The sequence below is a fragment of the Mycobacteriales bacterium genome (assembly GCA_036497565.1).
Classification (GTDB): Bacteria; Actinomycetota; Actinomycetes; order Mycobacteriales; family QHCD01; genus DASXJE01.
The window spans coordinates 13,149-35,906 of sequence record DASXJE010000188.1 but is presented as its reverse complement, the minus strand read 5'-3'; the positions used below and the strand labels follow the sequence as shown (position 1 = coordinate 35,906).

The window sequence follows — 22,758 nt, the reverse complement described above, 5'->3', positions numbered from 1 at the left end:
TCGGTCAGGTACTGGCGAACTCGGGTACGGCGGCGAGCAGGCGGCCGCCGAGGTCGGCGTCGCCCTCGAATACCTTGGGCATCGCCTCGACCGTGACCCGGCGCCCGACGAGAAGCGCGAAGTCCCCGGCCGCGGCCGAGATGGCGACGCTGACGGGCTCCTGCGGCGGGCCGAGGACCCAGTGCCCGCCGCCCGGACCGCTCAACCGGATCTCCACCCGGCGCGGACCCCGACCGCTGTCGATGAAGAGGTCGGGAGCGAGCCGGTGGATGACGACGTCGAGCACGCCGTGCAGGTCGGCGGACGGCAACGGGTCGGACGGGCGCAGGGTGAGCGCCCGGATCGCCTCGGCGGTGAGGCTGGTCTGCAGCAGCCGGCTCACCAGCACCCGGTGCGCGTGCGCGAGCTCGAGTTCGGTGATCCCGATCTGTTCGGCCCAACCGAGCGTCCCCGCCCGGCCGACGGCCGGCGGGTCGGCGCGATGAGAGTGTCGGATGTAGCGCACCCGGGCCTGCGCCGCGGCGCCACTGCCGATCTGCGCGAGCCGCGTGGTGTGGGTGTATTCGAGCAGCAGGAGATCGTCGAGCAGCGCCCGGACGGTACGGCCGTGCTCGTCTGCGACGGCCCAGTCCTCGACGGTCAGTCCGGCCAGGGTCCGGGAGAGCTTGTCCACCTCGGCGTGGTAGCTGGCCGCCGACCAGCCGAGATCCTGACCCGGGTGCTCCCGCGGCCGTGGTGCGCCGACCGGCGGGGACGCGCCATCCTTGCCCGCAGTCATGGCCCCCCGTTCACCGTGCCGCTGCGCGGGGGCATTCCTGCCCGCGTAACCCTCCGGGACTATACGTCCTCAAGAGCGGACATCGGATGACATCTGCGAACGGGTCTTCTGCCGGCACAGCAGAAGACCCGGGTCCAGTCTTCCCCCACGAGGACTGGGTCCGGGTCGTCGGCCCGCGCCGGGCCCGTGAGGGCCCGACGCGATGTCGCCTACATGTTCGCGATCGCCCTCCAGGCAGCTATCGATCCGGCGTCGTGGAAGCGCCAGTCGCCCCGGGCTCCGGTGTTGTACCAGTACAGAACCGTGTTGAAGGCGGGGTGCGCGGCGATCCACGTCTTGTCGGCCTTGAAGGTGGTGGCCCGCTGGGCCGAATACTTGTCGCTGGCTCCGGGCGGGTTGACGCCGACGCCGTACTCGGCGAACACCAGCGGCTTGCCGCGGCCCTTGACCAGGTTGTACCAGCCCATGAACGGCGCGTCGGTGGCCAGTCCCTTCCCGGTGGGCTTCGCCTCGTAGGTGTCCACGGCGTAGAAGTCGACGTGGCTGGCTGCGGGAAGGTAGCTGCCGCTGTGCCCGTACCGGCCGGTGGTGTATTGGTAGGACATAGCGGCCATGCCGACGATGAGCGCCGGGTTGGCGGCCTTCAGCACGGCGTACTGCTGGTCGTATTGCGCGACGAATGCCGCGCCGTTGCCGTTGTACTCGTTCTCCGGCTCGTGGTGGAAAATGATCCGGGTGCCCGGCGGGCAGGATTTGGCGAACGGCACCGTGTTGGCGCTCGGCGACTTGTACGAGACGAACGCCTTGACACCGGCGGGCACGCCGAGCCTGCCGTAGTTGGCCGGCAGGGCGCCGGGGTAGAACAGCCGCACGGCGTGCAGCGGTCCGATCGTCGAGTTGGCCGCGCCGAACTGCCCGGGCGCCGTATCCGCACCGGTCAGCAGCGACGCCGACGTCGGCGTCGTCGTCATGGTCCAAGTAACCGTCATCAACGGGATACCGGCGCCGACGAACTCCGACGACTCGACCCGGGCGATTGAGTCCTTGGGCACCGACTGCAGCCGGACCGATACGGCGCCGGCGACCGGTGTTATCGCCTTGAGGTTCAGCGTCGCGGCCGGCCCGCCGACAGACGTGCTGACCAGCTTGCCCCGCGCCGGAGCGTTGGCGGCGTCGAGTGTTGCCTCATGCCACGTAGTTGCTGTCTGGTACGCGTCGAGGGCGGGGAGGTTGTCACCACCCAGCCGAGCCAGCGCCACGGTCGCCTTGGAGATCGTGGCCCCGGCCGGAACCCCAGCGACGGAGAACCTCATGAAGCCGGACTTCCCGCCGACCGGCATCGAGGTGAGCCGGTTGGAGTTTCCGTTCACCAGAGTGGGCCGGCCCGGGGTGATGAACGAGTCGTCCGTCGGCTTGAGATGCACCACCCCGGTCTTGGTGCTCGACGGCGTCGCAGACCCCGACGGTGCGTTCGGATTGCCGGCCCCTGCCGAGGCAAATGTGGTGGACAGGGTGAGCGCTGCACCCGCCACGACGGCGGCCGTGATCACGCCGACGCTTCGATATGTCCTCATCTTGGTGCCCCCATGGTGGGCCAACCCCCCGTCGGCCACTCACTATGTGTATTGACTTGGTGACTGATCGTTAAACACGATCCCGGAGAATCGCCCGGTCCTCGGGCTGGGTCAGCGGCACATCCCGCTCGAAAGCGAAGTGCACGGCGAATTTCGGGCGAGCGGGCGACTGTCCCCGGCCCGGTGCCGGCGACGTCTGGGCCATCCGCGCGACCGGATACTTAGAGTCGCAATGCTGCTACTCTTCGCGCAGGGCGCCCGACGTCTGCAGCCTAGGGCTCGGGATTAGGGGGAGCAGCGACGATCCGCGGTGGCGGCCCCGCCGTACCGCACAGGTCGACGCTGCTGGCCGGGTCGGCGATGGTCGCCGGGCGCCCCATATCTGCCCAGCCGGATCCGGCGCGGCTGGATCAGTACGCCGGGGAACGCCGACCCTGGGTGCGGGCCGCCCGCGCGGCCAGGTCGTCTTCCGCGGGATAGCCGACGGCCAGCAGGGTCAGGGCGTGGGCCGGGGCGACGATAACCCTGTCCGCGCGGACCGTGCGGGCCAGCAGCGACACCGGCCACGACTCGTCCTGGCGGCCGTCACCGACCGCGAGGACGGCACCGACGAGGCTGCGCACCATCTGGTGGCAGAAGGCATCGGCCTGCACGGTCGCGGTCAGCACACCGTCGGCGTCGCGGCTCCACGCGAACCGCTCCAGGACGCGCACGGAGGTGGCCCGCTCCCGGCGCCGGCAGTACGCCGCGAAGTCGCGCTCGCCGAGCAGAAGGGCGCTGGCCCGGGCCATGCGTGCGACGTCGAGGTCGCGGGGCCAGGCGAGGGTGTCGGTACGCCGCAGCGGCATCGCGCCGTAGCGGGCATCGGTGACCCGGTAGGCATAGCGCCGCCAGAGCGCGCCGTAGCGGGCGTGGAAGCTCAGCGGTGCCGGTCCGACGGCGGTGACCCGCACGTCGTCCGGGAGCACTCCCGCCAGCCGGCGCAGCAGGGTCGCGCCGAGACCCGACCAGACCGCCTCGGGCACGTCGAGGTGGGCGACCTGCCCGAGGGCGTGCACTCCCGAATCAGTGCGGCCGGCGACCGTGAGGGCCGCGTCGACCCGGAGCACCCGGGCGAGAGCCTGCTCGACCTCGCTCTGCACGGTCCGCCGGCCGGGCTGGCGGGCCCACCCGGAGAATCCGGCGCCGTCGTAGGCGAGGTCGAGGCGTAGACGGACGAGCCCGCCGTCCCGGTGGCCGGGATCGGCGGGCTCGTCGTCGTGTCGCGGCTCGGTCAGCTGCCCGAGCTGTTGTGCTCGTCCGGATCGTCGGTGGACTCCGACTCCTCCGTGACCTCCGTGGCCTCGGTGTCTTCCGCGTCCTCGATCGACGCGTCCGTGGCCTCGTCGACGACCCCATCGGAGGCCCCGTCGACGACCCCGTCGGACTCGTCTTCGGCAGCGGCCGCCTCCGCCGCGACGGCTGCGGCCGTCGCGGACTCCGGAGCGAGCTCCTCCGCGGCCTCCGCGGTCGCGCCGGTGGGCCGACGGCGCCCGGCAAACCGGGTGCCCCGGGCGCGCTCGCCTTCGCCGACCGCCTGCTGGGCGACGGTCATGGCCTCGACCAGCTCGATCACGGCCATCGGGGCGTTGTCGCCCTTGCGCGGGCCGAGCTTGGTGATCCGGGTGTATCCACCCGGCCGGGCCGAGTACATCGGACCGATCTCGGCGAACAGGCGGTGCACCACGTCCTTGTTGCGCACGACCGTCATCACCTGCCGGCGCGCGTGCAGATCGCCCCGCTTGGCGAAGGTGACAAGTCGCTCGGCGAGCGGCCGGAGCCGCTTGGCCTTCGTCTCGGTGGTGGTGATCCTGCCGTGCTCGAACAACGATGTCGCCAGGTTGGCGAGCATCAGCCGCTGATGGGCGGGACCGCTACCGAGCCGATGACCCCTGGTAGGCGTGGGCATGTATCACTCGCTCCTCGATCTGTCCGGTCAGCTCGTCAGAGCTGCTCGGTCTCGGCGTAGTCCTGGCCGTCGTCGTATCCGTCCGTGCCGTAGCTGTCGACGACCTTCGACGGGTCGAATCCGGGTGGGCTGTCCTTGAGGGCCAAGGCCATCGAGGCGAGCTTCATCTTCACCTCGTCGATGGACTTCTGGCCGAAGTTGCGGATGTCGAGCAGGTCGGCCTCGCTGCGGGAGACCAGCTCGCCCACGGTGTGGATGCCCTCGCGCTTGAGGCAGTTGTAGGACCGCACCGTGAGCTCCATCTCCTCGATCGGCATCGAGAAGTTGGCGATGTCGGCGACCTCCGCCGGCGAGGGACCGATCTCGATGCCCTCGGACTCGACGTTGAGCTCGCGGGCCAGCCCGAACAGCTCGACCAGGGTCTTTCCGGCGCTGGCCAGCGCGTCGCGCGGGCTGATCGACGGCTTGGTCTCGACGTCGACGATGAGCTTGTCGAAGTCGGTGCGCTGCTCGACCCGGGTCGCCTCGACGCGGTAGGTCACCTTGAGCACCGGCGAGTAGACCGAGTCGATCGGGATCCGCCCGATCTCCTGGCCGGCCTGCTTGTTCTGGCTGGCGGGGACGTAGCCCCGGCCGCGCTCGACGACCAGCTCGATCTCGAGCCGGCCCTTCTTGTTGATCGTCGCGAGCCGCATGTCGGGGTTGTGCACCTCGACTCCGGCCGGCGGCGCGATGTCGGCCGCCGTGACCTCGCCCGGACCGGACTTGCGCAGGTACATCGTGACCGGCTCGTCGGACTCGGAGCTGACCACGAGCTCCTTGAGGCTCAGGATGAGGTCGGTGACGTCCTCCTTGACGCCCGGCACGGTGGTGAACTCGTGCAGGACGCCGTCGATCCGCAGGCTGGTGACGGCCGCGCCGGGGATCGAGGAGAGCAGGGTACGGCGCAGCGAGTTGCCGAGGGTGTAGCCGAAGCCCGGCTCGAGCGGCTCGATGACGAACCGCGACCGGTGCTCGGAGACGGTCTCCTCGCTCAGTGTGGGTCGTTGGGTGATGAGCATGTTGTTTCCCTTCCGGCCGCCCGCTATATGACGGCCGACAAGCGCGCGAGGCGGATGCCCGCGCGATGGTGCTACTTCGAGTAGAACTCGACGATCAGCTGTTCCTGGACCTGGGTGTCGATGACCTGCCGCGCGGGCAGGGCGTGCACGAGGACCCGCATCCGGTTGGTGATGACCTCCATCCACGGCGGCACCGGGCGGGACCCGGCCTCGGCGCGGGCGATCACGAACGGCGTCAGCTCACGCGAGCTCTCGCGGACCTCGATGATGTCGTTCGCGCCGATCCGGTACGACGGGATGTCGACCTTGTGGCCGTTGACGACGATGTGCCCGTGCCGGACCAGTTGACGGGCCATGTCCCGGGACTTGGCGAAGCCCGCGCGGTACACGACGTTGTCGAGCCGGCTCTCCAGGATCTGCAGCATGACCTCGCCGGTCTTGCCCGTCTGGCGGTTGGCCTCGTCGTAGTAGCCGCGGAACTGCTTCTCCAGGACGCCGTAGACCCGGCGGGCCTTCTGCTTCTCCCGGAGCTGGAGCAGGTACTCGCTCTCCTTGCTGCGGCCACGACCGTGCTCGCCCGGCGGGTAGGGCCGGATCTCGATCGGGCACTTCGGACTCTCGCACTTCGCGCCCTTGAGGAAGAGCTTCATCTTCTCGCGGCGGCACAGCTTGCAGTCCGGACCGGTGTAACGCGCCATAACTTCGGTCTCTCCTCCGGCTTCAGACCCGCCGACGCTTCGGCGGTCGGCAGCCGTTGTGCGGCTGCGGGGTGACGTCCTGGATGGTGCCGACTTCCAGGCCGGCTGCCTGCAGCGAACGGATCGCCGTCTCGCGCCCGCTACCCGGGCCCTTCACGAAGACGTCGACCTTGCGCATTCCGTGCTCCTGCGCCTTGCGGGCCGCGCTCTCGGCGGCCATCTGGGCGGCGAACGGCGTCGACTTCCGCGAACCCTTGAAGCCGACGTGCCCGGCGGACGCCCAGGAGATGACGCTGCCCATCGGGTCGGTGATCGACACGATGGTGTTGTTGAAGGTGCTCTTGATGTGCGCGTGCCCGTGCGCGATGTTCTTCTTCTCCCGACGCCGGGTCTTCTTCGCGCCGGCGCCGGCGCGGGTCTTCGGGGGCATGTGGCCGTCTACTCCAAACGAGGTTTCGGGATGCTGGCCGGGGCTGCCGGATCAGCGGTGTCCTGGCTGCGGCTACTTGCGGCCGACCTTCTTCTTGCCGGCCACCGTCCGCTTCGGCCCCTTGCGGGTCCGGGCGTTGGTGTGCGTGCGCTGGCCGTGGACGGGCAGCCCGCGGCGGTGCCGGATGCCTTGGTAGCAGCCGATCTCCACCTTGCGGCGGATGTCCTGGGCGATCTCCCGACGCAGGTCACCCTCGACCTGGTAGTTGCTGTCGATCCAGTCCCGCAGCTTGACCAGATCCTCGTCGCCGAGGTCTCCGGACCGCAGGTCCGGGTCCACCCCGGTCGCGGCGAGGGTTTGCTGGGCCCGGGTACGGCCCATCCCGTAGATGTAGGTGAGCGCGACCTCCATCCGCTTCTCGCGGGGAAGGTCGACGCCGGCGAGGCGTGCCATCTGTCGGTGTGCTCCTTGGCTCGCGGAGGTCTGTCGCGTCGTCGTCCCGGTCCCAGGAGGTAACTCCTGTGTTCCGGGCCCCGGCCTCCGTGCCGGGGGTGGCCCGCCGTACGGCGGGTGACGCGCGGATGTGTCGGTGCTGGGTCAGCCCTGCCGCTGCTTGTGCCGCAGGTTGTCGCAGATCACCATGACCCGCCCGTTACGACGGATCACCTTGCACTTGTCACAGATCTTCTTGACGCTCGGCTTCACCTTCACGGCGCAGGCCAACTCCTGTTCCTTACGCTGCTGCCCGACAAGATCGAGATCGACAGCTGGCTCACTTGTAGCGGTAGACGATCCGACCGCGAGTCAGGTCGTACGGCGAGAGCTCCACGACCACCCGGTCCTCCGGCAGGATGCGGATGTAGTGCTGCCGCATCTTTCCGGAGATGTGGGCGAGGACGCGGTGCCCGTTCTGCAGCTCAACGCGGAACATCGCGTTGGGCAGCGGCTCGACGACTCGGCCTTCGACCTCAATGGCTCCGTCTTTCTTCGCCATATCCTCCGCAATCGTGGATCGGCCGCGAGACACGCCTGGACGGGTCTTCACGACATCGGTGTGATGGTGCAGCTCGGCGGCTACGCCCAGAGAGGGCGGTCCTCGATCGTGCGGCCACAGCACGACGAAAGACAGCGCAGGCGCCAACGCATGAGTGTACGGGCCGAGCCGGTCACACGCCAACCTGCCCGTCGTCGAGGTGCTTCGCATAGCTCAGGGCGTCCGGATCGTCCCGGTATCGCCCGTAACCGGGTACCAACTCGAACCCGGCCGAGCGATAGAGCCGGATCGCCTCGGGCTGGGCCGGACCGGTCTCGAGCAGCAGCCGCCGGAAGCCGCGTTCGCGGGCCGCCTCCTCGAGCGCCGCAAGCACCACCCGCGCCAGCCCCCGCCGGCGGTGCGTCGGAGCCGTCCACATCCGCTTCAGCTCGGCGCAGCACGGGTCCAACCGGCGGATGCCGCCGCCGGCGACCGTCCGGCCTCCCTCGACCACGAGCACGAAGGCGCCGTCCGGTGGTCCGAAGTCGGCCGGGTCGAAGGCCTGCATCTCGTCGTTGGACCCGTAGCGCTCGGCGTACTCCCCCGACAGCCCGTGCACCAGCGGCTGCGCCGCCGGGTCGGTCAGCCGCACCCAGCGCAGCTCGACGGACGCTTCCGTTGCCCGGGTCATGACCCGTCGCGACGGCGTCGCCGCTCGGATCGCTGGCGAGCGTCGCCCGCCCCGCCGATCACGCAGAAGACCAGCACCCAGATCCACCACGGGTAGACCCAGTGCCCGCTGGCCAGGCAGACGCCGGCCCAGATGATCAGGTTGATGCCGACCACGCCGGACATCGCCCCGACCAGCCAGCCGCTGAGCAGGGACGCCGCGGCGGCGGGCCGGCTGACCGGCGCACCGTCGGCCCGGCGACCGGCCACCTGCCCGGTGCCCGGCGCCGGCGCGGCATCACCGGCGGGCAGGTCGCGGGTCAGCTCCTTGAGCTCGCCGAGGGTCTTGGCGGCGTAGGCGGACGCCGTGCGCTCGTCCAACTCGACCAGGTCCAGCCGGCCCTCGGAGAAGGCGGCCTGCAACCGGGCCACCGTCGCGTTGCGGTCGGCGTCCCCGGCCCGCAGCGACCCGGTCGGGTCCGGCGTCGGCTCGGTCATCGGCGATCAGCGCCGGTCGGGCACGGAGACGCCGAACTCGGCCAGCTTGGCGGCTCCCCCGTCCAGGGCGGTCAGCACCCACGGCCCGTCCGCGGTCACCGTGAAGGTGTGCTCGACGTGACCCGCGAGAGAGCCGTCGCGGGTGACCACGGTCCAGCCGTCGGCGAGCTCCCGGGTCGCCGGGTCGCCGAGCGTGAGCATCGGCTCGATCGCCAGCGCCATCCCCTCGACGATGCGGGGTCCGCGCGGGCCCCGGCTGTGGTTGAGCACGTGCGGGTCCTGGTGCATCTCGGTGCCGATGCCGTGACCGCCGTAGAAGTCGACGATGCCGAGCCCGGTGGGCCGGACCACGTCCTCGACGATCGCGCCAAGGTCACGGATGCGCATGCCGAGCCGGGCCCGGGCGAAGACGGTCCACATCGCCTCCTCACAGACCCGGATCAGCTCGAGCCGGTCCGGCTTGGCCCGCCCGACGGGGACCGTGATCGCGGAGTCGCCGTGCCAGCCGTCGACGATGGCCCCGCAGTCGATCGAGATGATGTCGCCGTCGCGCAGCCGCTTGTCCCGCCGCGGGATGCCGTGCACGACCTCCTCGTTGACCGAGGTGCAGATCGTCTTCGGGAAGCCGCGGTAGCCGAGGAAGGACGGCGTGGCGCCCTCGCCGACGATGCACTCGTGGGCGAGATCGTCGAGTTCCTCGGTGGTCACGCCCGCGGCCACCGCACCGCGGAGCTTGTCCAGCGTCCGGCCGACCACGAGCCCGGCTTGGCGCATCAGCGCCAGCTCGTCGGCCGACTTGATCTGGATCATTTGCCTCCGCCGCCTTCCCCGAAACACCTCAGTCGCCGTACCGGTGCAGCGCATCGATCGCCCGCTCGGTGACGTCGTCCACCGGACCGGTGGCGTCGATGCCGACCAGCACTCCATGTTCAGCGTAGAACGCGATCAGGGGTGCGGTCTGCGCGGCGTAAACGTCGAGCCGGTGCTGGATGGTGGCCGGCTTGTCGTCGTCGCGCTGGAACAGCTGGCCGCCGCAGTCGTCGCACTTGCCCTCGCGGGTCGGCGGGTCGAAGTCGACGTGCCAGATGTGCCCGCAGTTGCGGCAGGTACGCCGCCCGGACAACCGCCGGATGACCTCCTCGTCGTCGACCACCAGTTCGAGGACGACGTTGAGGGCGGAACCCATGTCGGCGAGGATCTCATCGAGGGTCTCGGCCTGCGGCACGTTGCGGGGGAAGCCGTCGAGCAGGAAGCCGTCGCCGGCGTCGTCCTCACCGAGCCGCTCCCGGACCATCGCGATGGTGACCTCGTCCGGGACCAGGTCCCCGGTCTCCATGTACTTCTTGGCGGCCATGCCGAGCTCGGTGCCCTGGCTCACGTGCTCCCGGAAGATGTCCCCGGTGGAGATCTTCGGGACCGCCAGCTGCGCCGCGATGAACTGCGCCTGGGTCCCTTTGCCCGCGCCGGGCGGCCCGACCAGTACCAGCCTCACTGGTGTGGCCTCACTAGCGCAGGAATCCCTCATAGTTGCGCTGCATCAACTGGCTCTCGATCTGCTTCACGGTGTCCAACCCGACACCGACCATGATGAGCACAGCTGTGCCGCCGAAGGGGAAGTTCTGGTTGTTGCCCTGCGTGATCGACAAAAAGAAGTTGGGTAAGACGGCCACGATCCCCAGATAGAGCGATCCGGGCAGCGTGATGCGGGAGAGCACGAAGGACAGGTATTCGGCGGTCGGCCGTCCCGGTCTGATGCCCGGGATGAACCCGCCGTACTTCTTCATGTCGTCGGCCCGCTCTTCGGGGTTGAACGTGATCGACACGTAGAAGTAGGTGAAGAAGATGATCAGCGCGAAGTAAACCAGGATGTAGACATAGCTGTTCTGTTTGACCAGGTAGTTCTCGACGAACCGCTTGATGGTGCTGGTGCCGTTGCCGTTGAGCTGGCTCACCAGCTGCGGGATGTAGAGCAGCGAGGAGGCGAAAATCACCGGGATGACGCCGGCCGGGTTGACCTTCAGCGGGAGGTAGGTCGACGTCCCGCCGTACATTCGGCGGCCGACCATCCGTTTGGCGTATTGGACCGGGATCCGGCGCTGGGACTGCTCGACGTAGACCACGGCGGTGATGATCGCCAGGCCGAGGACGCACACGAAGAAGAAGATCACCCCGCCGGCGCCCTTGAGGATCGCGTTGCCCTCCGACGGGATGCGGGCCGCGATGCCGGTGAAGATCAGTACCGACATGCCGTTGCCCACGCCGCGGTCGGTGATCAGCTCGGCCAGCCACATGATGACGGCGGTTCCGGCCATCATCGTGATGATCATGGTCGCGAGCGTGAAGATCGACTGGTCGGCGAGCACCGACTGCGGGCAGCCCTGGAAGAGCTGGTTGTTCTTGGCCAGCGCGACCACGCCGGTGGACTGCAGGATCGCCAGGCCGACCGTGAGGTAACGGGTGTACTGGGTGAGCTTGTTCTGCCCGGACTGGCCTTCCTTCTTCAGCGCCTCGAACCGGGGGATCACCACGACCAGCAGCTGGATGATGATGCTCGCCGTGATGTACGGCATGATCCCGAGCGCGAAGACCGAGAGCTTCAGCAACGCCCCGCCGCTGAACAGGTTGACCAGCGAGTAGACGTTCTTGCTCGAGCCCTGGTTGACGAAGTTGATGCAGGTGTTGATGTTGTGGGTCGAGACGCCCGGAGTCGGCACGCTCGCGCCGAACCGGTAGAGCGCGATCATCCCGAGCGTGAAGAGCAGCTTCTTGCGCAGGTCGGGCGTCCGGAACGCCGCTGCGAACGCGGAAAGCACGAATCCTCCTGCGCCGGCGGGCCGGACTCGGCCCGCCCGTCGGTAACGGCCGGAATCCCAGCCGGCGGGTCGGTCGGCAAGGTCCGACCCAGCCGAAAAACAGCCAGACGGACCCTAAGCTGCGACTCTAACAGCCGCGCGAGCGTGCGGCCGCGCTCGCTATAGCTCCGTTACTGTTCCGCCGGCCTCGATGATCTTGGTCCGGGCACTGTCGGAGAAGGCGTGGGCGCTGACCTGCAGGGTCGCTCCGCCCAGATCACCGGTCCCGAGCACCTTGACCGGCTGTCCCCGGCGTACGGCGCCGGCCGCGACCAGCTCGGCCGGGCCGACGGTGCCGCCGTCCGGGAAGAGCTGACCGAGCCGACCGGCGTTGACCACCTGGAAGGTGGTGCCGAACCGGTTGGTGAAGCCCCTGAGCTTCGGCAGCCGCATGTGGATGGGCATCTGCCCGCCCTCGAAGCGGGCCGGCACCTGGTTGCGGGCTTTTGTTCCCTTTGTCCCACGACCGGCGGTCTTGCCCTTGGATCCCCCGCCGCGCCCGACCCGGTTCTTCGGCGTCTTCGCGCCCGGCGCGGGGCGGAGGTGGTGAACCTTGATCGTCATGCCTTACTCGACCTCCTCGACCGCAACCAGGTGCGGCACGGTCGCGACCATGCCGCGGATCTCCGGGCGGTCCTCCTTGACGACGACGTCGTGGATCCGTTTGAGCCCGAGACTGCGGAGCGTCTCACGGTGATTGGGCTTGGTCCCGATCGTCGACTTGACCTGGGTGACCTTCAGTCTGGTCATGTTCACGTCCCCTGGGCCGCACGGGCCCGCAGCATGGCGGCGGGCGCGACGTCCTCGATGGGGAGCCCACGACGGCTCGCGACCTCCTCCGGACGCACCAGCATCTGCAGCGCGGCGACCGTGGCGTGCACGATGTTGATCGGGTTGGACGACCCGAGGCTCTTCGACAGCACGTCGTGGATGCCGGCGCACTCCAGCACGGCACGCACCGGGCCGCCGGCGATGACGCCGGTTCCCGGGCTGGCCGGCTTGAGCAGCACGACGCCCGCGGCGGCCTCGCCCTGCACCGGGTGCGGGATGGTGACGCCGATCCGCGGGACCTTGAAGAGGCTCTTCTTGCCCTCCTCGACGCCCTTGGCGATCGCGGCCGGCACCTCCTTGGCCTTGCCGTAGCCGACCCCGACCATGCCGTTGCCGTCGCCGACGATGACCAGCGCGGTGAAGCTGAACCGCCGGCCGCCCTTGACCACCTTGGCGACGCGGTTCACCGCCACCAGGCGCTCGATGTAGGCGTTCTTCTCGGCGGCCGCCCCGCCCTGGCGGTCGCGGCGGTCCCGGCGGTCACCGGATCCCCCGCCGCGGCGCTGCGTTCCCGGCATCAGGCGTCCCTCTCCATCATGCGTGCGGTGTCGATCATGTTCACCTGGTCTCTCATCAGAACTCCAGCCCACCGGCGCGGGCGGCCTCGGCGACTGCCGCGACCCGCCCGTGGTAGGCGTTGCCGCCCCGGTCGAAGACGACCTGGTCGATCCCGGCGGCCTTGGCGCGCTCCGCCAGGAGCTCACCGACCCGCCGGGCCTGCGCGGTCTTGTCGGTGTGCTCGCCGAGCGCGGCGGTGTCCAGGCGGTACGTCGACGCGGACGCGAGCGTGACACCGTGGCTGTCGTCGACCACCTGGGCGTAGACGTGGCGGGCGGACCGGCTGACCACCAGACGCGGCCGCGTCGTCGTGCCGGCCACCTTCTTGCGCAGCCGGAAATGGCGCCGGGTCCGGGCGACCCGGCGGCGCGCGGAGGTGCTGCTCTGCGTCGACATCACTTACTTCCCTGTCTTTCCGGCCTTGCGGCGGATGACCTCGCCGGCGTAGCGCACGCCCTTGCCCTTGTAAGGGTCGGGCCGGCGCAGCTTGCGGATGTTGGCGGCCACCTCGCCGACCTGCTGCTTGTCGATACCCCGGACGGTCAGTCTGGTCGGGGCGGTCACCTCGAAGGTGATCCCGGCAGGTGCCGTGACCGGCACGGGGTGGCTGTAGCCGAGGGCGAACTCGAGGTTGCTCCCCCGGGCCTGCACCCGGTAGCCGGTGCCGACGATCTCGAGCGACTTGCTGAAGCCGTCGGTGACCCCGGTGACCATGTTGGCGATGAGCGACCGGGACAACCCGTGCAACGCCCGGCTCTCCCGTTCGTCGTTGGGTCGGGAGACGACCACGGCGCCGTCGTCGTCCCGGCCGACGGTGATCGGCGTGACGACGGTGTGCGAGAGCTCACCCTTCGGGCCCTTCACCGTGACCTGCGCTCCGTCGATCGCGACGTCGACCCCGCCCGGCACGGGGATGGGCATGCGTCCGATTCGCGACATGCTGTCCTCCCTTACCAGACGTAGGCGAGGACTTCCCCGCCTACTTTCCGCTTGGCGGCCTGCCGATCGGTCAGCAGACCCGTTGACGTCGAGATGATCGCCACGCCGAGTCCACCGAGGACCCGGGGCAGCGAGGTGGACTTGCAGTAGACCCGCAGGCCCGGCTTCGACACCCGCCGTACGCCGGCGATGCTCCGCTCGCGGTTCGGCCCGTACTTCAGGTCGACGACGAGCTCCTTGAACCGGTGCGAGTCCGGCTCGGGTTCGGACACCCGCCAGCCGGCGATGTAGCCCTCCTGCTGGAGGATCTCGGCGACATGCACCTTGAGCTTGGAGTGCGGCATCACCACCTCGTCGTGATAGGCGGTGTTGGCGTTGCGCAGACGGGTCAGCATGTCTGCGATCGGGTCGGTCATGGTCATGAGGTCGTGCCTTTCTCGCCGCGGTTCCCGCAGGTAGCGGGCCTTCGGTGAAGGGGAATCCGGGACATCGTCACCAGCTGGACTTCGTCACGCCGGGCAGCTCGCCGGCGTGCGCCATCTCGCGCAGACAGATACGACACAGGCCGAACTTGCGGAGCACCGAGTGCGGGCGCCCGCAGCGCTGGCAGCGCGTGTAGGCGCGTACCGCGAACTTCGGGGTCCGGTTGGCCTTGATGACCAGGGCCTTCTTCGCCATCGGTCAGTTCTCCTTGAACGGGAAGCCGAGCAGCCGGAGCAGTGCCCGGCCCTCGTCATCGGTGGTCGCGCTGGTCACGACGGTGATATCCATACCGCGTTGGCGGTCGATCCGGTCGATGTTGATCTCGTGGAACATCGACTGCTCGTTGAGACCGAACGTGTAGTTGCCCCGGCCGTCGAACTGCCGCGGCGAGAGCCCGCGGAAGTCGCGGATCCGGGGCAGCGCGAGCGTGAGCAGGCGGTCGAGGAACTCCCACATGCGGTTGCCCCGCAGGGTGCAGCTCGCGCCGATCGGCATGCCCTCGCGCAGCTTGAACTGCGCGATCGACTTGCGGGCCCGGCGGACCAGCGGCTTCTGCCCGGTGATGGCGGACAGGTCGCGGACCGCGCCGTCCATCAGCTTGGCGTCACGGGCCGCCTCGCCGACACCCATGTTGACCACGATCTTGACCAGGCCGGGCACCTGCATGGCGTTGCCGTAGGAGAACTCCTTACGGAGCTCCGGACCGATCTCCTCGCGGTAGCGCGTCTTCAGCCGCGGCACGGCCGGAGCCTCGGCAGTGCCGGCGTTGGCATGTGTGGTGGCGCTCATCGTCACAGTTCCTTACCGGTACGGCGCGACACGCGGGTGTTGCGACCGTCCTCGTCCTTTTTGTAGCCGACCCGGCCCGGGTTGCCGTCGGCGTCGACGACCATCACGTTGCTCACGTGGATCGACGCCTCCTGGGTGACGATCCCGCCGGCCTTGGCGCCGCGCTGGGTACTGGTGATCCGGGTGTGCTTCTTGACCCGGTTCACCCCCTCGACCAGGACGCGGCCCTGCGCGGGGTAGGCCATCAGGACCTTGCCCTTGGCGCCCTTGTCCTTGCCGGCGAGTACGACGACCGTGTCGCCCTTCTTCACCTTCATCGACGGACGAATCGTCGTCATCACAACACCTCCGGCGCGAGCGAGATGATTCTCATGAACTTCTTGTCCCGCAGTTCCCGGCCGACCGGCCCGAAGATGCGGGTGCCACGCGGGTCGCCGCCTTCGCGGATGAGGACCGCGGCGTTCTCGTCGAACCTGATGTAGGAGCCGTCGGGACGACGCTTCTCCTTCACGGTGCGGACCACCACAGCGCGGACGACGTCGCCGCGCTTCACGCCGGCCCCGGGCAGCGCGTCCTTCACGGTGCCGACGATGACGTCGCCGATCCCGGCGTAGCGCCGCCCGGAGCCGCCGAGCACCCGGATGCACAGGATCTCCTTGGCCCCGGTGTTGTCGGCGACACGCAGTCGCGACTCCTGCTGGATCACGTCAACTCCCGACTACTGCATCGGCCGGTGCGGCCGATGGCTGCTTTTCCTGATTCACGGTGACCGCACGCACCCCGGCGGGGGCGATGCGGCGGCCATCGCGGCTCACTTCGCCTTCTCGACGATCTCCACCACGCGCCAGCGCTTCGTCGCCGACAACGGGCGGGTCTCCATCAACTGGACCCGGTCTCCCACGCCACAGCTGTTCTGCTCGTCGTGCGCCTTGAGCTTGCTCGTGCGACGGATGATCTTGCCGTACAGACCGTGCTTGACGTGGTCCTCGACCTCGACCACCACGGTCTTGTCCATCTTGTCGCCGACGACGTAGCCGGTCCGCGTCTTGCGGTAGTTGCGTCCTGACCGGGCCTCGGTCTCCGTCTCGCTCATGCCACACCTTCACTCGGGGCTGCCGACAGGCCGAGCTCGCGCTCACGCATGATCGTGTAGATCCGCGCGATGTCGCGGCGAATGGCCTGCAGCCGCCGGTTGTTGTCGAGCTGACCCGTGGCCACCTGGAAGCGGAGGTTGAACAGCTCCTCCTTCGCTTCCCGGAGCCGGATCAGCAGCTCGTCGTCGTCGAGAGCGCGCAGCTCCGCCGGCGCAGTTCCTGCTGCCATCACGCCTCACCACCTTCGCGCCTGACGAACCGGCACTTCATCGGAAGCTTGTGGATCGCGCGGCGCATCGCCTCGCGGGCCACGTCCTCGTCCACACCGGCCAGCTCGAACATCACCCGGCCCGGCTTGACGTTGGCCACCCACCACTCCGGGGACCCCTTACCGGAGCCCATCCGGGTCTCCGCCGGCTTCTTGGTGATCGGCCGGTCGGGGTAGATGGTGATCCACACCTTGCCGCCACGCTTGATGTGGCGGGTCATCGCGATACGCGCCGACTCGATCTGCCGGTTGGTGACGTAGGCCGGCTCCAGTGCCTGGATGCCGTACTCGCCGAAGCTCACCCGCGTGCCGCCCTTGGCCGCACCGGTGCGGCCCGGGTGGTGCTGCTTGCGGTGCTTGGTCCTGCGGGGGATCAGCACGCCTCAGCCCTCCTGTCCGGTGCCGCTGGTGGTGGGACCGCCCTCGGCCGTAGCCGGGGCCGGCGCCTCGGGGTCGGCGACGGCGACCGGCTGCGGGGACGCGACCGGCGGGGCGCTCTCCCCCGCCGCCGCGGCGCGACCGGCCTCGGTGCCGCTGGACGTCGTACCCGACGCGCCGGAGCGACGCGGCCGGCTGGGCCGCTGCCGCTGCTGACGCGCGGCGGCCTCGGCGTCGCGCTCGACCCGCAGCTGCATGGCGTCGCCCTTGTAGATCCACACCTTCACGCCGATCCGGCCGAAGGTGGTGCGCGCCTCGTACATGCCGTAGTCGATGTTGGCCCGCAGTGTGTGCAGCGGCACCCGGCCCTCGCGGTAGAACTCCGAGCGGGACATCTCCGCGCCGTTGAGCCGGCCGGAACACTGCACGCGTACGCCGCGGACGCCCGGGCTCTTCAGCGCGGACTGCATCGCCTTGCGCATCGCGCGCCGGAAGTTGACCCGGCTCGAGAGCTGCTCGGCCACGCCCTGCGCGACGAGCTGCGCGTCGGCCTCGGGGTTCTTCACCTCGAGGATGTTGAGCTGCACCTGCTTCTTGGTGAGCTTCTCCAGCTCACCGCGGATGCGGTCGGCCTCCGAGCCGCGGCGGCCGATCACGATGCCCGGCCGGGCGGTGTGGATGTCGACCCGCACCCGGTCCCGGGTGCGCTCGATGTCGACGCGGGAGATCCCGGCGCGCTCCATGCCGCGGCTCATCATCTTGCGGATGGCCACGTCTTCCTTGACGTAGTCCTTGTAGAGCTTGTCGGCGTACCAGCGGGACTTCCACTCGGTCGTGATGCCGAGTCGGAACCCGTGCGGGTTGACTTTCTGACCCACTACTGGGCCCCCTTCGCATTCGGGTCCGCCGGCTCGGACGGACCACTCTGCCCCGCCGCGGCGGGGGGCGTGGATGTGGCTGCTCGGGACCGGCGACCGCCGCCCGACCGCTGCTGCGGCCGGTCGGTCTCGATGGCCTCCAGCTCGACGGTGATGTGGCTGGTGCGCTTGCGGATCCGGTAGGCGCGCCCCTGGGCACGCGGCCGGAAGCGCTTGAGCATCGGGCCCTCGTCGACGTACGCCGCGCTCACGACCAGCGAGTCGGTGTCGAGCTTGAGGTTGTGCTCGGCGTTGGCGACCGCGCTCGCGATCACCTTGGCCACCGGCTCACTCGCGGCCTGCGGAGCGAACCGCAGCACCGCCAGCGCCTCATCGGCCGGCAGGCCCCGGATGAGGTCGACGACTCGGCGCGCCTTCATCGGCGTCACTCGAACATACGTCGCGCGCGCCCGGGCGCGCGGCAGGTCGTCGACCCGCGCGTTTCTCGCCTGGGTTGCCATTCGCGTTCCTCTCTCCTAGGTCCTGCTTCTCGGCGTACGACTCCGGTCGCCCGCTGCCATCTCAGCCACGCCGCGCCCGCCGGTCGTCGCGGATGTGGCCGCGGAACGTCCGGGTCGGCGCGAACTCGCCGAGCTTGTGCCCGACCATGGCCTCGGTCACGAACACGGGAACGTGCTTGCGGCCGTCGTGCACGGCGATCGTGTGGCCCAGCATGTCCGGGATGATCGTCGAACGCCGGGACCAGGTCCGGATGACGTTCTTGGTCCCCTTCTCGTTCTGCCCGTCCACCTTCGCCAACAGGTGTCCGTCGACGAATGGGCCCTTCTTCAGGCTGCGCGGCATGAAGTCCCTATACCTTTCGACCGGTTCGCATGGTCACCGGAATCAGCGCTTCTTCTTGTTACGACGGCGACGGACGATCATCGCGTCGCTCTGCTTGTGCCGACGGGTCCGGCCCTCGGGCTTGCCCTGCGGGTTGACCGGGTGCCGGCCACCGGAGGTCTTGCCTTCGCCGCCACCGTGCGGGTGGTCGACCGGGTTCATCGCGACACCGCGGACGGTCGGGCGGCGACCCTTCCACCGCATCCGGCCGGCCTTGCCCCAGTTGATGTTGGACTGCTCGGCGTTGCCGACCTCGCCCACCGTCGCCCGGCACCGGGCGTCGACGTTGCGGATCTCCCCGGAGGGCATCCGCAGCTGGGCGTAGGGGCCGTCCTTGGCGACCAGCTGCACGCTCGAGCCGGCCGAGCGGGCGATCTTCGCGCCGCCGCCGGGCCGCAGCTCGATGGCGTGCACGACCGTGCCGGTCGGGATGTTGCGCAGCGGCAGGTTGTTGCCGGCCTTGATGTCGGCGCGGGCGCCGGCCTCGACCGGGTCGCCCTGCCGCAGCCGCGACGGCGCGAGGATGTAGCGCTTCTCGCCGTCGGCGTAGTGCAGCAGCGCGATCCGGGCGGTGCGGTTGGGGTCGTACTCGATGTGCGCGACCTTGGCCGGCACCCCGTCCTTGTCCGACCGGCGGAAGTCGATGAGCCGGTAGGCGCGCTTGTGGCCGCCGCCCTGGTGGCGCACCGTGATGCGGCCGTGGGCGTTGCGCCCGCCCTTGGAGTGCAGCGGCCGCACCAGCGACTTCTCCGGCTCGTCGCGGGTGACCTCGACGAAGTCGGATACCGACGAGCCGCGACGTCCCGGTGTCGTCGGCTTGTACTTGCGGATGGCCATGTCGCCCTCAGTCCCTTATCTGTGTGCCGGTCAGGAGACCGGACCGCCGAAGATCTCGATCCGGTCGCCCTGCACGAGGCTCACGATCGCGCGCTTGGTGTCGTTGCGCTTGCCGTAGCCGGTGCGGGTGCGCTTGCGCTTGCCCTGCCGGTTGCTCGTGTTGACGTTGACCACGCGGACGCTGAAGACCTGCTCCACCGCGATCTTGATCTGGGTCTTGTTGGCGTCCGGGCGCACGAGGAACGTGTACTTGTTCTCGTCGAGCAGCCCGTAGCTCTTCTCCGAGATCACCGGAGCGAGCAGCACGTCGCGCGGGTCGGGTATCACTTCTGCTCCTCTTCAGCACTCGGCGTCTGGTCGCCGGGCGTCTCGGCGCTGGCCTTGCCGCCCAGGAACGCCTCCAGCGAGGCCTTGGTGAAGACGACGTCGTCGCTGACCAGCACGTCGTAGGTGTTGAGCTGGCCCGGGTCGATCAGGTGCACGCCGGGCACGTTGCGCAGGCTCTTCCAGGTCAACAGGTCGAGCCGGTCGACGACCACGAGGAGGTGCCGCGACTCGGCGACCGACCGCAGGACGGCCAGGGCCGACTTGGTGGACGGGGAGTCCCCCTCCACCAGCGCGGTGACCACGTGCACCCGGCTCGCGCGGGCCCGGTCCGACAGTGCTCCGCGCAGCGCAGCCGCCTTCATCTTCTTCGGCGTCTTCTGGCTGTAGTTGCGGGGCGTCGGCCCGTGCACGATGCCGCCACCGGCGAACTGCGGAGCCCGGGTGGAACCCTGCCGGGCCCGGCCGGTGCCCTTCTGCCGGTAGGGCTTCGCGCCGCCGCCGCGGACGTCGCCACGCGTCTTGCTGCTGGCGGTGCCCTGCCGGGCCGCGGCGAGCTGGCCGACCACGACCTGGTGCATCAGGGCGACGTTCGCCTGCGCGTCGAAGATCTCCGCGGGCAGCTCGACACTGCCGTCGGCCGCACCGGCGGGCGTACGGACCTCCACGGTGCGAGTAGTTGCCTCGCTCATCGCGGCACCCCACCCTTCGCCAGATCGGCCTTCACTGCGGTGCGCACCATGACCAGCCCGCCGTTCGGGCCAGGTACGGCGCCCTTGATCAGGAGCAGCCCGTTCTCGGCGTCAACCTTGTGCACGGTCAGGCCGAGCACAGTCGTGCGCTCGTGGCCCATCCGGCCGGCCATCCGCACGCCCTTGAAGACGCGTCCTGGAGTGGCGCAGCCGCCGATGGAGCCCGGCGAGCGGTGCTTGCGCTGGGTGCCGTGGGAGGCGCTGAGGCCGTGGAAACCGTGCCGCTTCATGACGCCGGCGGTTCCCTTGCCCCTGCTGGTGCCGATCACGTCGACCGTCACGCCGGCGTCGAAGACGTCCGCGCCGATCTCCTGACCGACCTCGTAGTCGGCGGCGTGGTCGGTGCGCAGCTCCGCGATGTGCCGGCGCGGAGTGACCCCGGCCTTGGCGAAATGCCCGGTGACCGGCTTGGTCACCTTCCGGGGATCGATCGCGCCGAACGCGAGCTGCACGGCCGAGTAGCCGTCCTTGTCGGGGGTGCGTACCTGGGTCACCAGGCACGGCCCGGCCTTGACGACGGTCACCGGGACGATCCGGTTGTTGTCGTCGAAGACCTGGGTCATGCCGAGCTTTTCGCCCAGAACGCCCTTGATCTCGTGAGCCATGAGAGTCCGCGCCCCTACTGAATGTTCACGTCGACGCTGGCGGGCAGATCGATGCGCATGAGGGCATCGACCGTCTTCGGCGTCGGGTCGACGATGTCGATGAGCCGCTTGTGCGTGCGCATCTCGAAGTGTTCGCGGCTGTCCTTGTACTTGTGCGGTGAGCGGATGACGCAGTAGACGTTCTTCTCGGTCGGCAGCGGCACAGGGCCGACGACCCGCGCGCCGGTGCGCGTCACGGTGTCGACGATCTTGCGTGCCGATGCGTCGATCGCCTCGTGGTCGTAGGCCTTGAGCCGGATGCGGATCTTCTGTCCCGCCATGTCATCCTCGCTGTCGCTGGCCGCTGGTCAGTGGCCGTTGTCGGTGCCGCTCTTCGGGTGGCGCTCCGCGACCGGCGATGGCGGCCGGGTGGCCACCATCGCCGGATACGGACTAGTTGTCGATCTTGATGACCCGACCGGCCCCCACGGTCCGGCCGCCTTCGCGGATCGCGAAGCGCAGGCCTTCCTCCATGGCGATCGGCTGGATCAGCTCGACCTTCATCTCGGTGTTGTCACCCGGCATCACCATTTCGGTGCCCTCGGGGAGGGTCACCACGCCGGTGACGTCGGTGGTGCGGAAGTAGAACTGCGGCCGGTAGTTGTTGAAGAACGGCGTGTGCCGGCCACCCTCGTCCTTGGACAGGATGTAGACCTGGCCCTGGAACGCGGTGTGCGGCGTGATCGAGCCGGGCTTGTTGACGACCTGGCCGCGCTCGACGTCCTCGCGCTTGGTGCCGCGCAGCAGCAGCCCGACGTTGTCGCCGGCCTGGCCCTGGTCGAGCAGCTTGCGGAACATCTCGACGCCGGTGACGGTCGTCGTCTGCTTCGCTTCCTTCATGCCGATGATCTCGACGGTCTCGTTGACCTTGACCACGCCACGCTCGACCCGGCCGGTCACGACGGTGCCGCGGCCGGTGATCGTGAAGACGTCCTCGATGGGCATGAGGAACGGCCGGTCGATGTCGCGCACCGGCTCGGGGATCGACTCGTCGACGGCGGCCATGAGCTCCATGACCTTCTCGCTCCACTCGGCGTCACCCTCGAGCGCCTTGAGCGCCGACACCCGCACGATCGGCAGGTCGTCACCCGGGAACTCGTACTCGCTGAGCAGCTCGCGGACCTCGAGCTCGACGAGCTCGAGGATCTCCTCGTCGTCGACCATGTCGGCCTTGTTCAGCGCGACCACGATGTAGGGCACGCCGACCTGACGAGCGAGCAGCACGTGCTCCTTCGTCTGGGGCATCGGCCCGTCGGTGGCCGCGACCACGAGGATCGCGCCGTCCATCTGGGCCGCGCCGGTGATCATGTTCTTGATGTAGTCGGCGTGACCGGGACAGTCGACGTGGGCGTAGTGCCGCTTCTCGGTCTGGTACTCGACGTGCTGTACCGAGATCGTGATGCCGCGCTGACGCTCTTCTGGTGCGTTGTCGATCTTGTCGAACGGCGAGAACTCGTTGAGGTCCGGATACTTGTCGTGCAGGACCTTGGTAATCGCTGCGGTCAGCGTGGTCTTGCCGTGGTCGATGTGACCGATGGTGCCGATGTTGACGTGCGGCTTCGTCCGCTCGAACTTCGCCTTCGCCACTGGGTTCCTCCTGTGGACTGGTTCTTCGTACGC

At 69.2% G+C, this 22,758-nt stretch carries 37 protein-coding genes; all 37 read right to left on the bottom strand.

Annotated features, from left to right (window positions below):
- Positions 1-4 precede the first annotated feature (4 nt).
- Positions 5-778: a hypothetical protein gene (locus VGH85_15755; protein ID HEY2175262.1), complete on the bottom strand. Its 774-nt coding sequence runs from the start codon at positions 776-778 to the stop codon at positions 5-7.
- Between the two features lie 209 nt (positions 779-987).
- Entirely contained in the window at positions 988-2,352 is a 1,365-nt protein-coding gene (locus VGH85_15750; protein HEY2175261.1) for a hypothetical protein, read from the bottom strand.
- Positions 2,353-2,762: 410 nt separating this feature from the next.
- On the bottom strand, positions 2,763-3,629 hold the full coding sequence (gene truA, locus VGH85_15745; GenBank protein ID HEY2175260.1) for a tRNA pseudouridine(38-40) synthase TruA: 867 nt from the start codon (positions 3,627-3,629) through the stop codon (positions 2,763-2,765).
- A complete protein-coding gene (rplQ, locus tag VGH85_15740) occupies positions 3,626-4,300 on the bottom strand; it encodes a 50S ribosomal protein L17 (protein ID HEY2175259.1) in 675 nt (224 codons plus the stop codon). The genes truA and rplQ overlap by 4 nt, the downstream gene beginning before the upstream one ends.
- Before the next feature lie 35 nt (positions 4,301-4,335).
- The gene (locus VGH85_15735) at positions 4,336-5,361 is read right to left on the bottom strand and encodes a DNA-directed RNA polymerase subunit alpha (GenBank protein HEY2175258.1); all 1,026 of its coding nucleotides are present in this window, start codon (positions 5,359-5,361) and stop codon (positions 4,336-4,338) included.
- Between the two features lie 71 nt (positions 5,362-5,432).
- The gene (rpsD, locus tag VGH85_15730) at positions 5,433-6,059 is read right to left on the bottom strand and encodes a 30S ribosomal protein S4 (protein ID HEY2175257.1); all 627 of its coding nucleotides are present in this window, start codon (positions 6,057-6,059) and stop codon (positions 5,433-5,435) included.
- A 22-nt stretch (positions 6,060-6,081) separates the two neighbouring features.
- Positions 6,082-6,489: a 30S ribosomal protein S11 gene (rpsK, locus tag VGH85_15725; protein ID HEY2175256.1), complete on the bottom strand. Its 408-nt coding sequence runs from the start codon at positions 6,487-6,489 to the stop codon at positions 6,082-6,084.
- Between the two features lie 72 nt (positions 6,490-6,561).
- On the bottom strand, positions 6,562-6,942 hold the full coding sequence (rpsM, locus tag VGH85_15720) for a 30S ribosomal protein S13 (protein ID HEY2175255.1): 381 nt from the start codon (positions 6,940-6,942) through the stop codon (positions 6,562-6,564).
- Between the two features lie 144 nt (positions 6,943-7,086).
- A complete protein-coding gene (gene rpmJ, locus VGH85_15715; GenBank protein HEY2175254.1) occupies positions 7,087-7,200 on the bottom strand; it encodes a 50S ribosomal protein L36 in 114 nt (37 codons plus the stop codon).
- Between the two features lie 61 nt (positions 7,201-7,261).
- Positions 7,262-7,483, bottom strand: coding sequence for a translation initiation factor IF-1 (infA, locus tag VGH85_15710; protein HEY2175253.1), 222 nt, complete (start codon positions 7,481-7,483; stop codon positions 7,262-7,264).
- A 172-nt stretch (positions 7,484-7,655) separates the two neighbouring features.
- The gene (locus VGH85_15705; protein ID HEY2175252.1) at positions 7,656-8,153 is read right to left on the bottom strand and encodes a GNAT family N-acetyltransferase; all 498 of its coding nucleotides are present in this window, start codon (positions 8,151-8,153) and stop codon (positions 7,656-7,658) included.
- On the bottom strand, positions 8,150-8,629 hold the full coding sequence (locus tag VGH85_15700; GenBank protein ID HEY2175251.1) for a DUF1707 domain-containing protein: 480 nt from the start codon (positions 8,627-8,629) through the stop codon (positions 8,150-8,152). Before VGH85_15700 ends, VGH85_15705 begins: the two co-directional genes overlap by 4 nt.
- Positions 8,630-8,635: 6 nt before the next feature.
- Positions 8,636-9,439 (bottom strand): type I methionyl aminopeptidase, encoded by an 804-nt coding sequence (gene map, locus VGH85_15695; GenBank protein HEY2175250.1) that lies wholly within the window; start codon positions 9,437-9,439, stop codon positions 8,636-8,638.
- 28 nt (positions 9,440-9,467) lie between these two features.
- Positions 9,468-10,121 carry an adenylate kinase gene (locus VGH85_15690; protein HEY2175249.1) on the bottom strand — a complete coding sequence of 218 codons (654 nt, stop codon included), beginning with the start codon at positions 10,119-10,121 and terminating at the stop codon, positions 9,468-9,470.
- A gap of 13 nt (positions 10,122-10,134) precedes the next feature.
- The gene (gene secY, locus VGH85_15685; GenBank protein HEY2175248.1) at positions 10,135-11,442 is read right to left on the bottom strand and encodes a preprotein translocase subunit SecY; all 1,308 of its coding nucleotides are present in this window, start codon (positions 11,440-11,442) and stop codon (positions 10,135-10,137) included.
- Between the two features lie 159 nt (positions 11,443-11,601).
- Positions 11,602-12,045 carry a 50S ribosomal protein L15 gene (gene rplO / locus VGH85_15680; GenBank protein ID HEY2175247.1) on the bottom strand — a complete coding sequence of 148 codons (444 nt, stop codon included), beginning with the start codon at positions 12,043-12,045 and terminating at the stop codon, positions 11,602-11,604.
- Positions 12,046-12,048: 3 nt separating this feature from the next.
- The gene (gene rpmD, locus VGH85_15675; GenBank protein HEY2175246.1) at positions 12,049-12,231 is read right to left on the bottom strand and encodes a 50S ribosomal protein L30; all 183 of its coding nucleotides are present in this window, start codon (positions 12,229-12,231) and stop codon (positions 12,049-12,051) included.
- A 2-nt stretch (positions 12,232-12,233) separates the two neighbouring features.
- Positions 12,234-12,830 (bottom strand): 30S ribosomal protein S5, encoded by a 597-nt coding sequence (gene rpsE, locus VGH85_15670; GenBank protein ID HEY2175245.1) that lies wholly within the window; start codon positions 12,828-12,830, stop codon positions 12,234-12,236.
- Between the two features lie 55 nt (positions 12,831-12,885).
- Positions 12,886-13,266: a 50S ribosomal protein L18 gene (rplR, locus tag VGH85_15665; GenBank protein HEY2175244.1), complete on the bottom strand. Its 381-nt coding sequence runs from the start codon at positions 13,264-13,266 to the stop codon at positions 12,886-12,888.
- Positions 13,267-13,269: 3 nt separating this feature from the next.
- On the bottom strand, positions 13,270-13,809 hold the full coding sequence (rplF, locus tag VGH85_15660; protein ID HEY2175243.1) for a 50S ribosomal protein L6: 540 nt from the start codon (positions 13,807-13,809) through the stop codon (positions 13,270-13,272).
- An 11-nt stretch (positions 13,810-13,820) separates the two neighbouring features.
- The gene (rpsH, locus tag VGH85_15655) at positions 13,821-14,231 is read right to left on the bottom strand and encodes a 30S ribosomal protein S8 (protein ID HEY2175242.1); all 411 of its coding nucleotides are present in this window, start codon (positions 14,229-14,231) and stop codon (positions 13,821-13,823) included.
- A 70-nt stretch (positions 14,232-14,301) separates the two neighbouring features.
- Positions 14,302-14,487 carry a type Z 30S ribosomal protein S14 gene (locus VGH85_15650; GenBank protein HEY2175241.1) on the bottom strand — a complete coding sequence of 62 codons (186 nt, stop codon included), beginning with the start codon at positions 14,485-14,487 and terminating at the stop codon, positions 14,302-14,304.
- A 3-nt stretch (positions 14,488-14,490) separates the two neighbouring features.
- Positions 14,491-15,081 carry a 50S ribosomal protein L5 gene (gene rplE / locus VGH85_15645; protein ID HEY2175240.1) on the bottom strand — a complete coding sequence of 197 codons (591 nt, stop codon included), beginning with the start codon at positions 15,079-15,081 and terminating at the stop codon, positions 14,491-14,493.
- A gap of 2 nt (positions 15,082-15,083) precedes the next feature.
- Positions 15,084-15,398 (bottom strand): 50S ribosomal protein L24, encoded by a 315-nt coding sequence (gene rplX / locus VGH85_15640; protein ID HEY2175239.1) that lies wholly within the window; start codon positions 15,396-15,398, stop codon positions 15,084-15,086.
- Between the two features lie 20 nt (positions 15,399-15,418).
- Positions 15,419-15,787, bottom strand: a complete 369-nt coding sequence (gene rplN / locus VGH85_15635) for a 50S ribosomal protein L14 (protein HEY2175238.1) — start codon at positions 15,785-15,787, stop codon at positions 15,419-15,421.
- Between the two features lie 105 nt (positions 15,788-15,892).
- Positions 15,893-16,174 (bottom strand): 30S ribosomal protein S17, encoded by a 282-nt coding sequence (rpsQ, locus tag VGH85_15630; protein HEY2175237.1) that lies wholly within the window; start codon positions 16,172-16,174, stop codon positions 15,893-15,895.
- A complete protein-coding gene (gene rpmC / locus VGH85_15625; GenBank protein HEY2175236.1) occupies positions 16,171-16,404 on the bottom strand; it encodes a 50S ribosomal protein L29 in 234 nt (77 codons plus the stop codon). The genes rpsQ and rpmC overlap by 4 nt, the downstream gene beginning before the upstream one ends.
- Positions 16,404-16,823 carry a 50S ribosomal protein L16 gene (gene rplP / locus VGH85_15620; protein ID HEY2175235.1) on the bottom strand — a complete coding sequence of 140 codons (420 nt, stop codon included), beginning with the start codon at positions 16,821-16,823 and terminating at the stop codon, positions 16,404-16,406. Before rplP ends, rpmC begins: the two co-directional genes overlap by 1 nt.
- A gap of 3 nt (positions 16,824-16,826) precedes the next feature.
- On the bottom strand, positions 16,827-17,699 hold the full coding sequence (gene rpsC / locus VGH85_15615; protein ID HEY2175234.1) for a 30S ribosomal protein S3: 873 nt from the start codon (positions 17,697-17,699) through the stop codon (positions 16,827-16,829).
- Positions 17,699-18,199 (bottom strand): 50S ribosomal protein L22, encoded by a 501-nt coding sequence (gene rplV / locus VGH85_15610; protein HEY2175233.1) that lies wholly within the window; start codon positions 18,197-18,199, stop codon positions 17,699-17,701. Before rplV ends, rpsC begins: the two co-directional genes overlap by 1 nt.
- 61 nt (positions 18,200-18,260) lie before the next feature.
- Entirely contained in the window at positions 18,261-18,542 is a 282-nt protein-coding gene (gene rpsS, locus VGH85_15605) for a 30S ribosomal protein S19 (GenBank protein ID HEY2175232.1), read from the bottom strand.
- A gap of 42 nt (positions 18,543-18,584) precedes the next feature.
- Positions 18,585-19,418 (bottom strand): 50S ribosomal protein L2, encoded by an 834-nt coding sequence (rplB, locus tag VGH85_15600; protein ID HEY2175231.1) that lies wholly within the window; start codon positions 19,416-19,418, stop codon positions 18,585-18,587.
- Positions 19,419-19,448: 30 nt separating this feature from the next.
- Positions 19,449-19,745, bottom strand: coding sequence for a 50S ribosomal protein L23 (rplW, locus tag VGH85_15595; protein ID HEY2175230.1), 297 nt, complete (start codon positions 19,743-19,745; stop codon positions 19,449-19,451).
- Positions 19,742-20,434, bottom strand: coding sequence for a 50S ribosomal protein L4 (gene rplD, locus VGH85_15590; protein HEY2175229.1), 693 nt, complete (start codon positions 20,432-20,434; stop codon positions 19,742-19,744). The genes rplW and rplD overlap by 4 nt, the downstream gene beginning before the upstream one ends.
- On the bottom strand, positions 20,431-21,099 hold the full coding sequence (gene rplC / locus VGH85_15585) for a 50S ribosomal protein L3 (protein HEY2175228.1): 669 nt from the start codon (positions 21,097-21,099) through the stop codon (positions 20,431-20,433). Before rplC ends, rplD begins: the two co-directional genes overlap by 4 nt.
- A gap of 14 nt (positions 21,100-21,113) precedes the next feature.
- Positions 21,114-21,419: a 30S ribosomal protein S10 gene (gene rpsJ, locus VGH85_15580; GenBank protein HEY2175227.1), complete on the bottom strand. Its 306-nt coding sequence runs from the start codon at positions 21,417-21,419 to the stop codon at positions 21,114-21,116.
- A gap of 112 nt (positions 21,420-21,531) precedes the next feature.
- Positions 21,532-22,725: an elongation factor Tu gene (gene tuf / locus VGH85_15575; GenBank protein ID HEY2175226.1), complete on the bottom strand. Its 1,194-nt coding sequence runs from the start codon at positions 22,723-22,725 to the stop codon at positions 21,532-21,534.
- Between the last annotated feature and the right edge of the window lie 33 nt (positions 22,726-22,758).

What these genes read in the sequence shown, in the direction of transcription:
- rplC (HEY2175228.1), bottom strand. Translation starts at nt 21,099, where the DNA reads ATGGCTCACGAGATCAAGGGCGTTCTGGGCGAAAAGCTCGGCATGACC.
- rpsD (HEY2175257.1), bottom strand. Translation starts at nt 6,059, where the DNA reads ATGGCGCGTTACACCGGTCCGGACTGCAAGCTGTGCCGCCGCGAGAAG.
- VGH85_15735 (HEY2175258.1), bottom strand. Translation starts at nt 5,361, where the DNA reads ATGCTCATCACCCAACGACCCACACTGAGCGAGGAGACCGTCTCCGAG.
- VGH85_15750 (HEY2175261.1), bottom strand. Translation starts at nt 2,352, where the DNA reads ATGAGGACATATCGAAGCGTCGGCGTGATCACGGCCGCCGTCGTGGCG.
- rpmC (HEY2175236.1), bottom strand. Translation starts at nt 16,404, where the DNA reads ATGGCAGCAGGAACTGCGCCGGCGGAGCTGCGCGCTCTCGACGACGAC.
- rplX (HEY2175239.1), bottom strand. Translation starts at nt 15,398, where the DNA reads ATGAAGGTGAAGAAGGGCGACACGGTCGTCGTACTCGCCGGCAAGGAC.
- rplF (HEY2175243.1), bottom strand. Translation starts at nt 13,809, where the DNA reads ATGTCGCGAATCGGACGCATGCCCATCCCCGTGCCGGGCGGGGTCGAC.
- map (HEY2175250.1), bottom strand. Translation starts at nt 9,439, where the DNA reads ATGATCCAGATCAAGTCGGCCGACGAGCTGGCGCTGATGCGCCAAGCC.
- rplB (HEY2175231.1), bottom strand. Translation starts at nt 19,418, where the DNA reads ATGGCCATCCGCAAGTACAAGCCGACGACACCGGGACGTCGCGGCTCG.
- rpsE (HEY2175245.1), bottom strand. Translation starts at nt 12,830, where the DNA reads ATGCCGGGAACGCAGCGCCGCGGCGGGGGATCCGGTGACCGCCGGGAC.
- VGH85_15755 (HEY2175262.1), bottom strand. Translation starts at nt 778, where the DNA reads ATGACTGCGGGCAAGGATGGCGCGTCCCCGCCGGTCGGCGCACCACGG.
- VGH85_15705 (HEY2175252.1), bottom strand. Translation starts at nt 8,153, where the DNA reads ATGACCCGGGCAACGGAAGCGTCCGTCGAGCTGCGCTGGGTGCGGCTG.
- rplD (HEY2175229.1), bottom strand. Translation starts at nt 20,434, where the DNA reads ATGAGCGAGGCAACTACTCGCACCGTGGAGGTCCGTACGCCCGCCGGT.
- VGH85_15650 (HEY2175241.1), bottom strand. Translation starts at nt 14,487, where the DNA reads ATGGCGAAGAAGGCCCTGGTCATCAAGGCCAACCGGACCCCGAAGTTC.
- rpsM (HEY2175255.1), bottom strand. Translation starts at nt 6,942, where the DNA reads ATGGCACGCCTCGCCGGCGTCGACCTTCCCCGCGAGAAGCGGATGGAG.
- rplR (HEY2175244.1), bottom strand. Translation starts at nt 13,266, where the DNA reads ATGTCGACGCAGAGCAGCACCTCCGCGCGCCGCCGGGTCGCCCGGACC.
- rpsS (HEY2175232.1), bottom strand. Translation starts at nt 18,542, where the DNA reads ATGCCGCGCAGCCTGAAGAAGGGCCCATTCGTCGACGGACACCTGTTG.
- rpsQ (HEY2175237.1), bottom strand. Translation starts at nt 16,174, where the DNA reads ATGAGCGAGACGGAGACCGAGGCCCGGTCAGGACGCAACTACCGCAAG.
- rplQ (HEY2175259.1), bottom strand. Translation starts at nt 4,300, where the DNA reads ATGCCCACGCCTACCAGGGGTCATCGGCTCGGTAGCGGTCCCGCCCAT.
- rpsJ (HEY2175227.1), bottom strand. Translation starts at nt 21,419, where the DNA reads ATGGCGGGACAGAAGATCCGCATCCGGCTCAAGGCCTACGACCACGAG.
- rplO (HEY2175247.1), bottom strand. Translation starts at nt 12,045, where the DNA reads ATGACGATCAAGGTTCACCACCTCCGCCCCGCGCCGGGCGCGAAGACG.
- rplV (HEY2175233.1), bottom strand. Translation starts at nt 18,199, where the DNA reads ATGGCAACCCAGGCGAGAAACGCGCGGGTCGACGACCTGCCGCGCGCC.
- VGH85_15700 (HEY2175251.1), bottom strand. Translation starts at nt 8,629, where the DNA reads ATGACCGAGCCGACGCCGGACCCGACCGGGTCGCTGCGGGCCGGGGAC.
- infA (HEY2175253.1), bottom strand. Translation starts at nt 7,483, where the DNA reads ATGGCGAAGAAAGACGGAGCCATTGAGGTCGAAGGCCGAGTCGTCGAG.
- rpsK (HEY2175256.1), bottom strand. Translation starts at nt 6,489, where the DNA reads ATGCCCCCGAAGACCCGCGCCGGCGCCGGCGCGAAGAAGACCCGGCGT.
- rpmD (HEY2175246.1), bottom strand. Translation starts at nt 12,231, where the DNA reads ATGACCAGACTGAAGGTCACCCAGGTCAAGTCGACGATCGGGACCAAG.
- rpsH (HEY2175242.1), bottom strand. Translation starts at nt 14,231, where the DNA reads ATGACCATGACCGACCCGATCGCAGACATGCTGACCCGTCTGCGCAAC.
- rplE (HEY2175240.1), bottom strand. Translation starts at nt 15,081, where the DNA reads ATGAGCGCCACCACACATGCCAACGCCGGCACTGCCGAGGCTCCGGCC.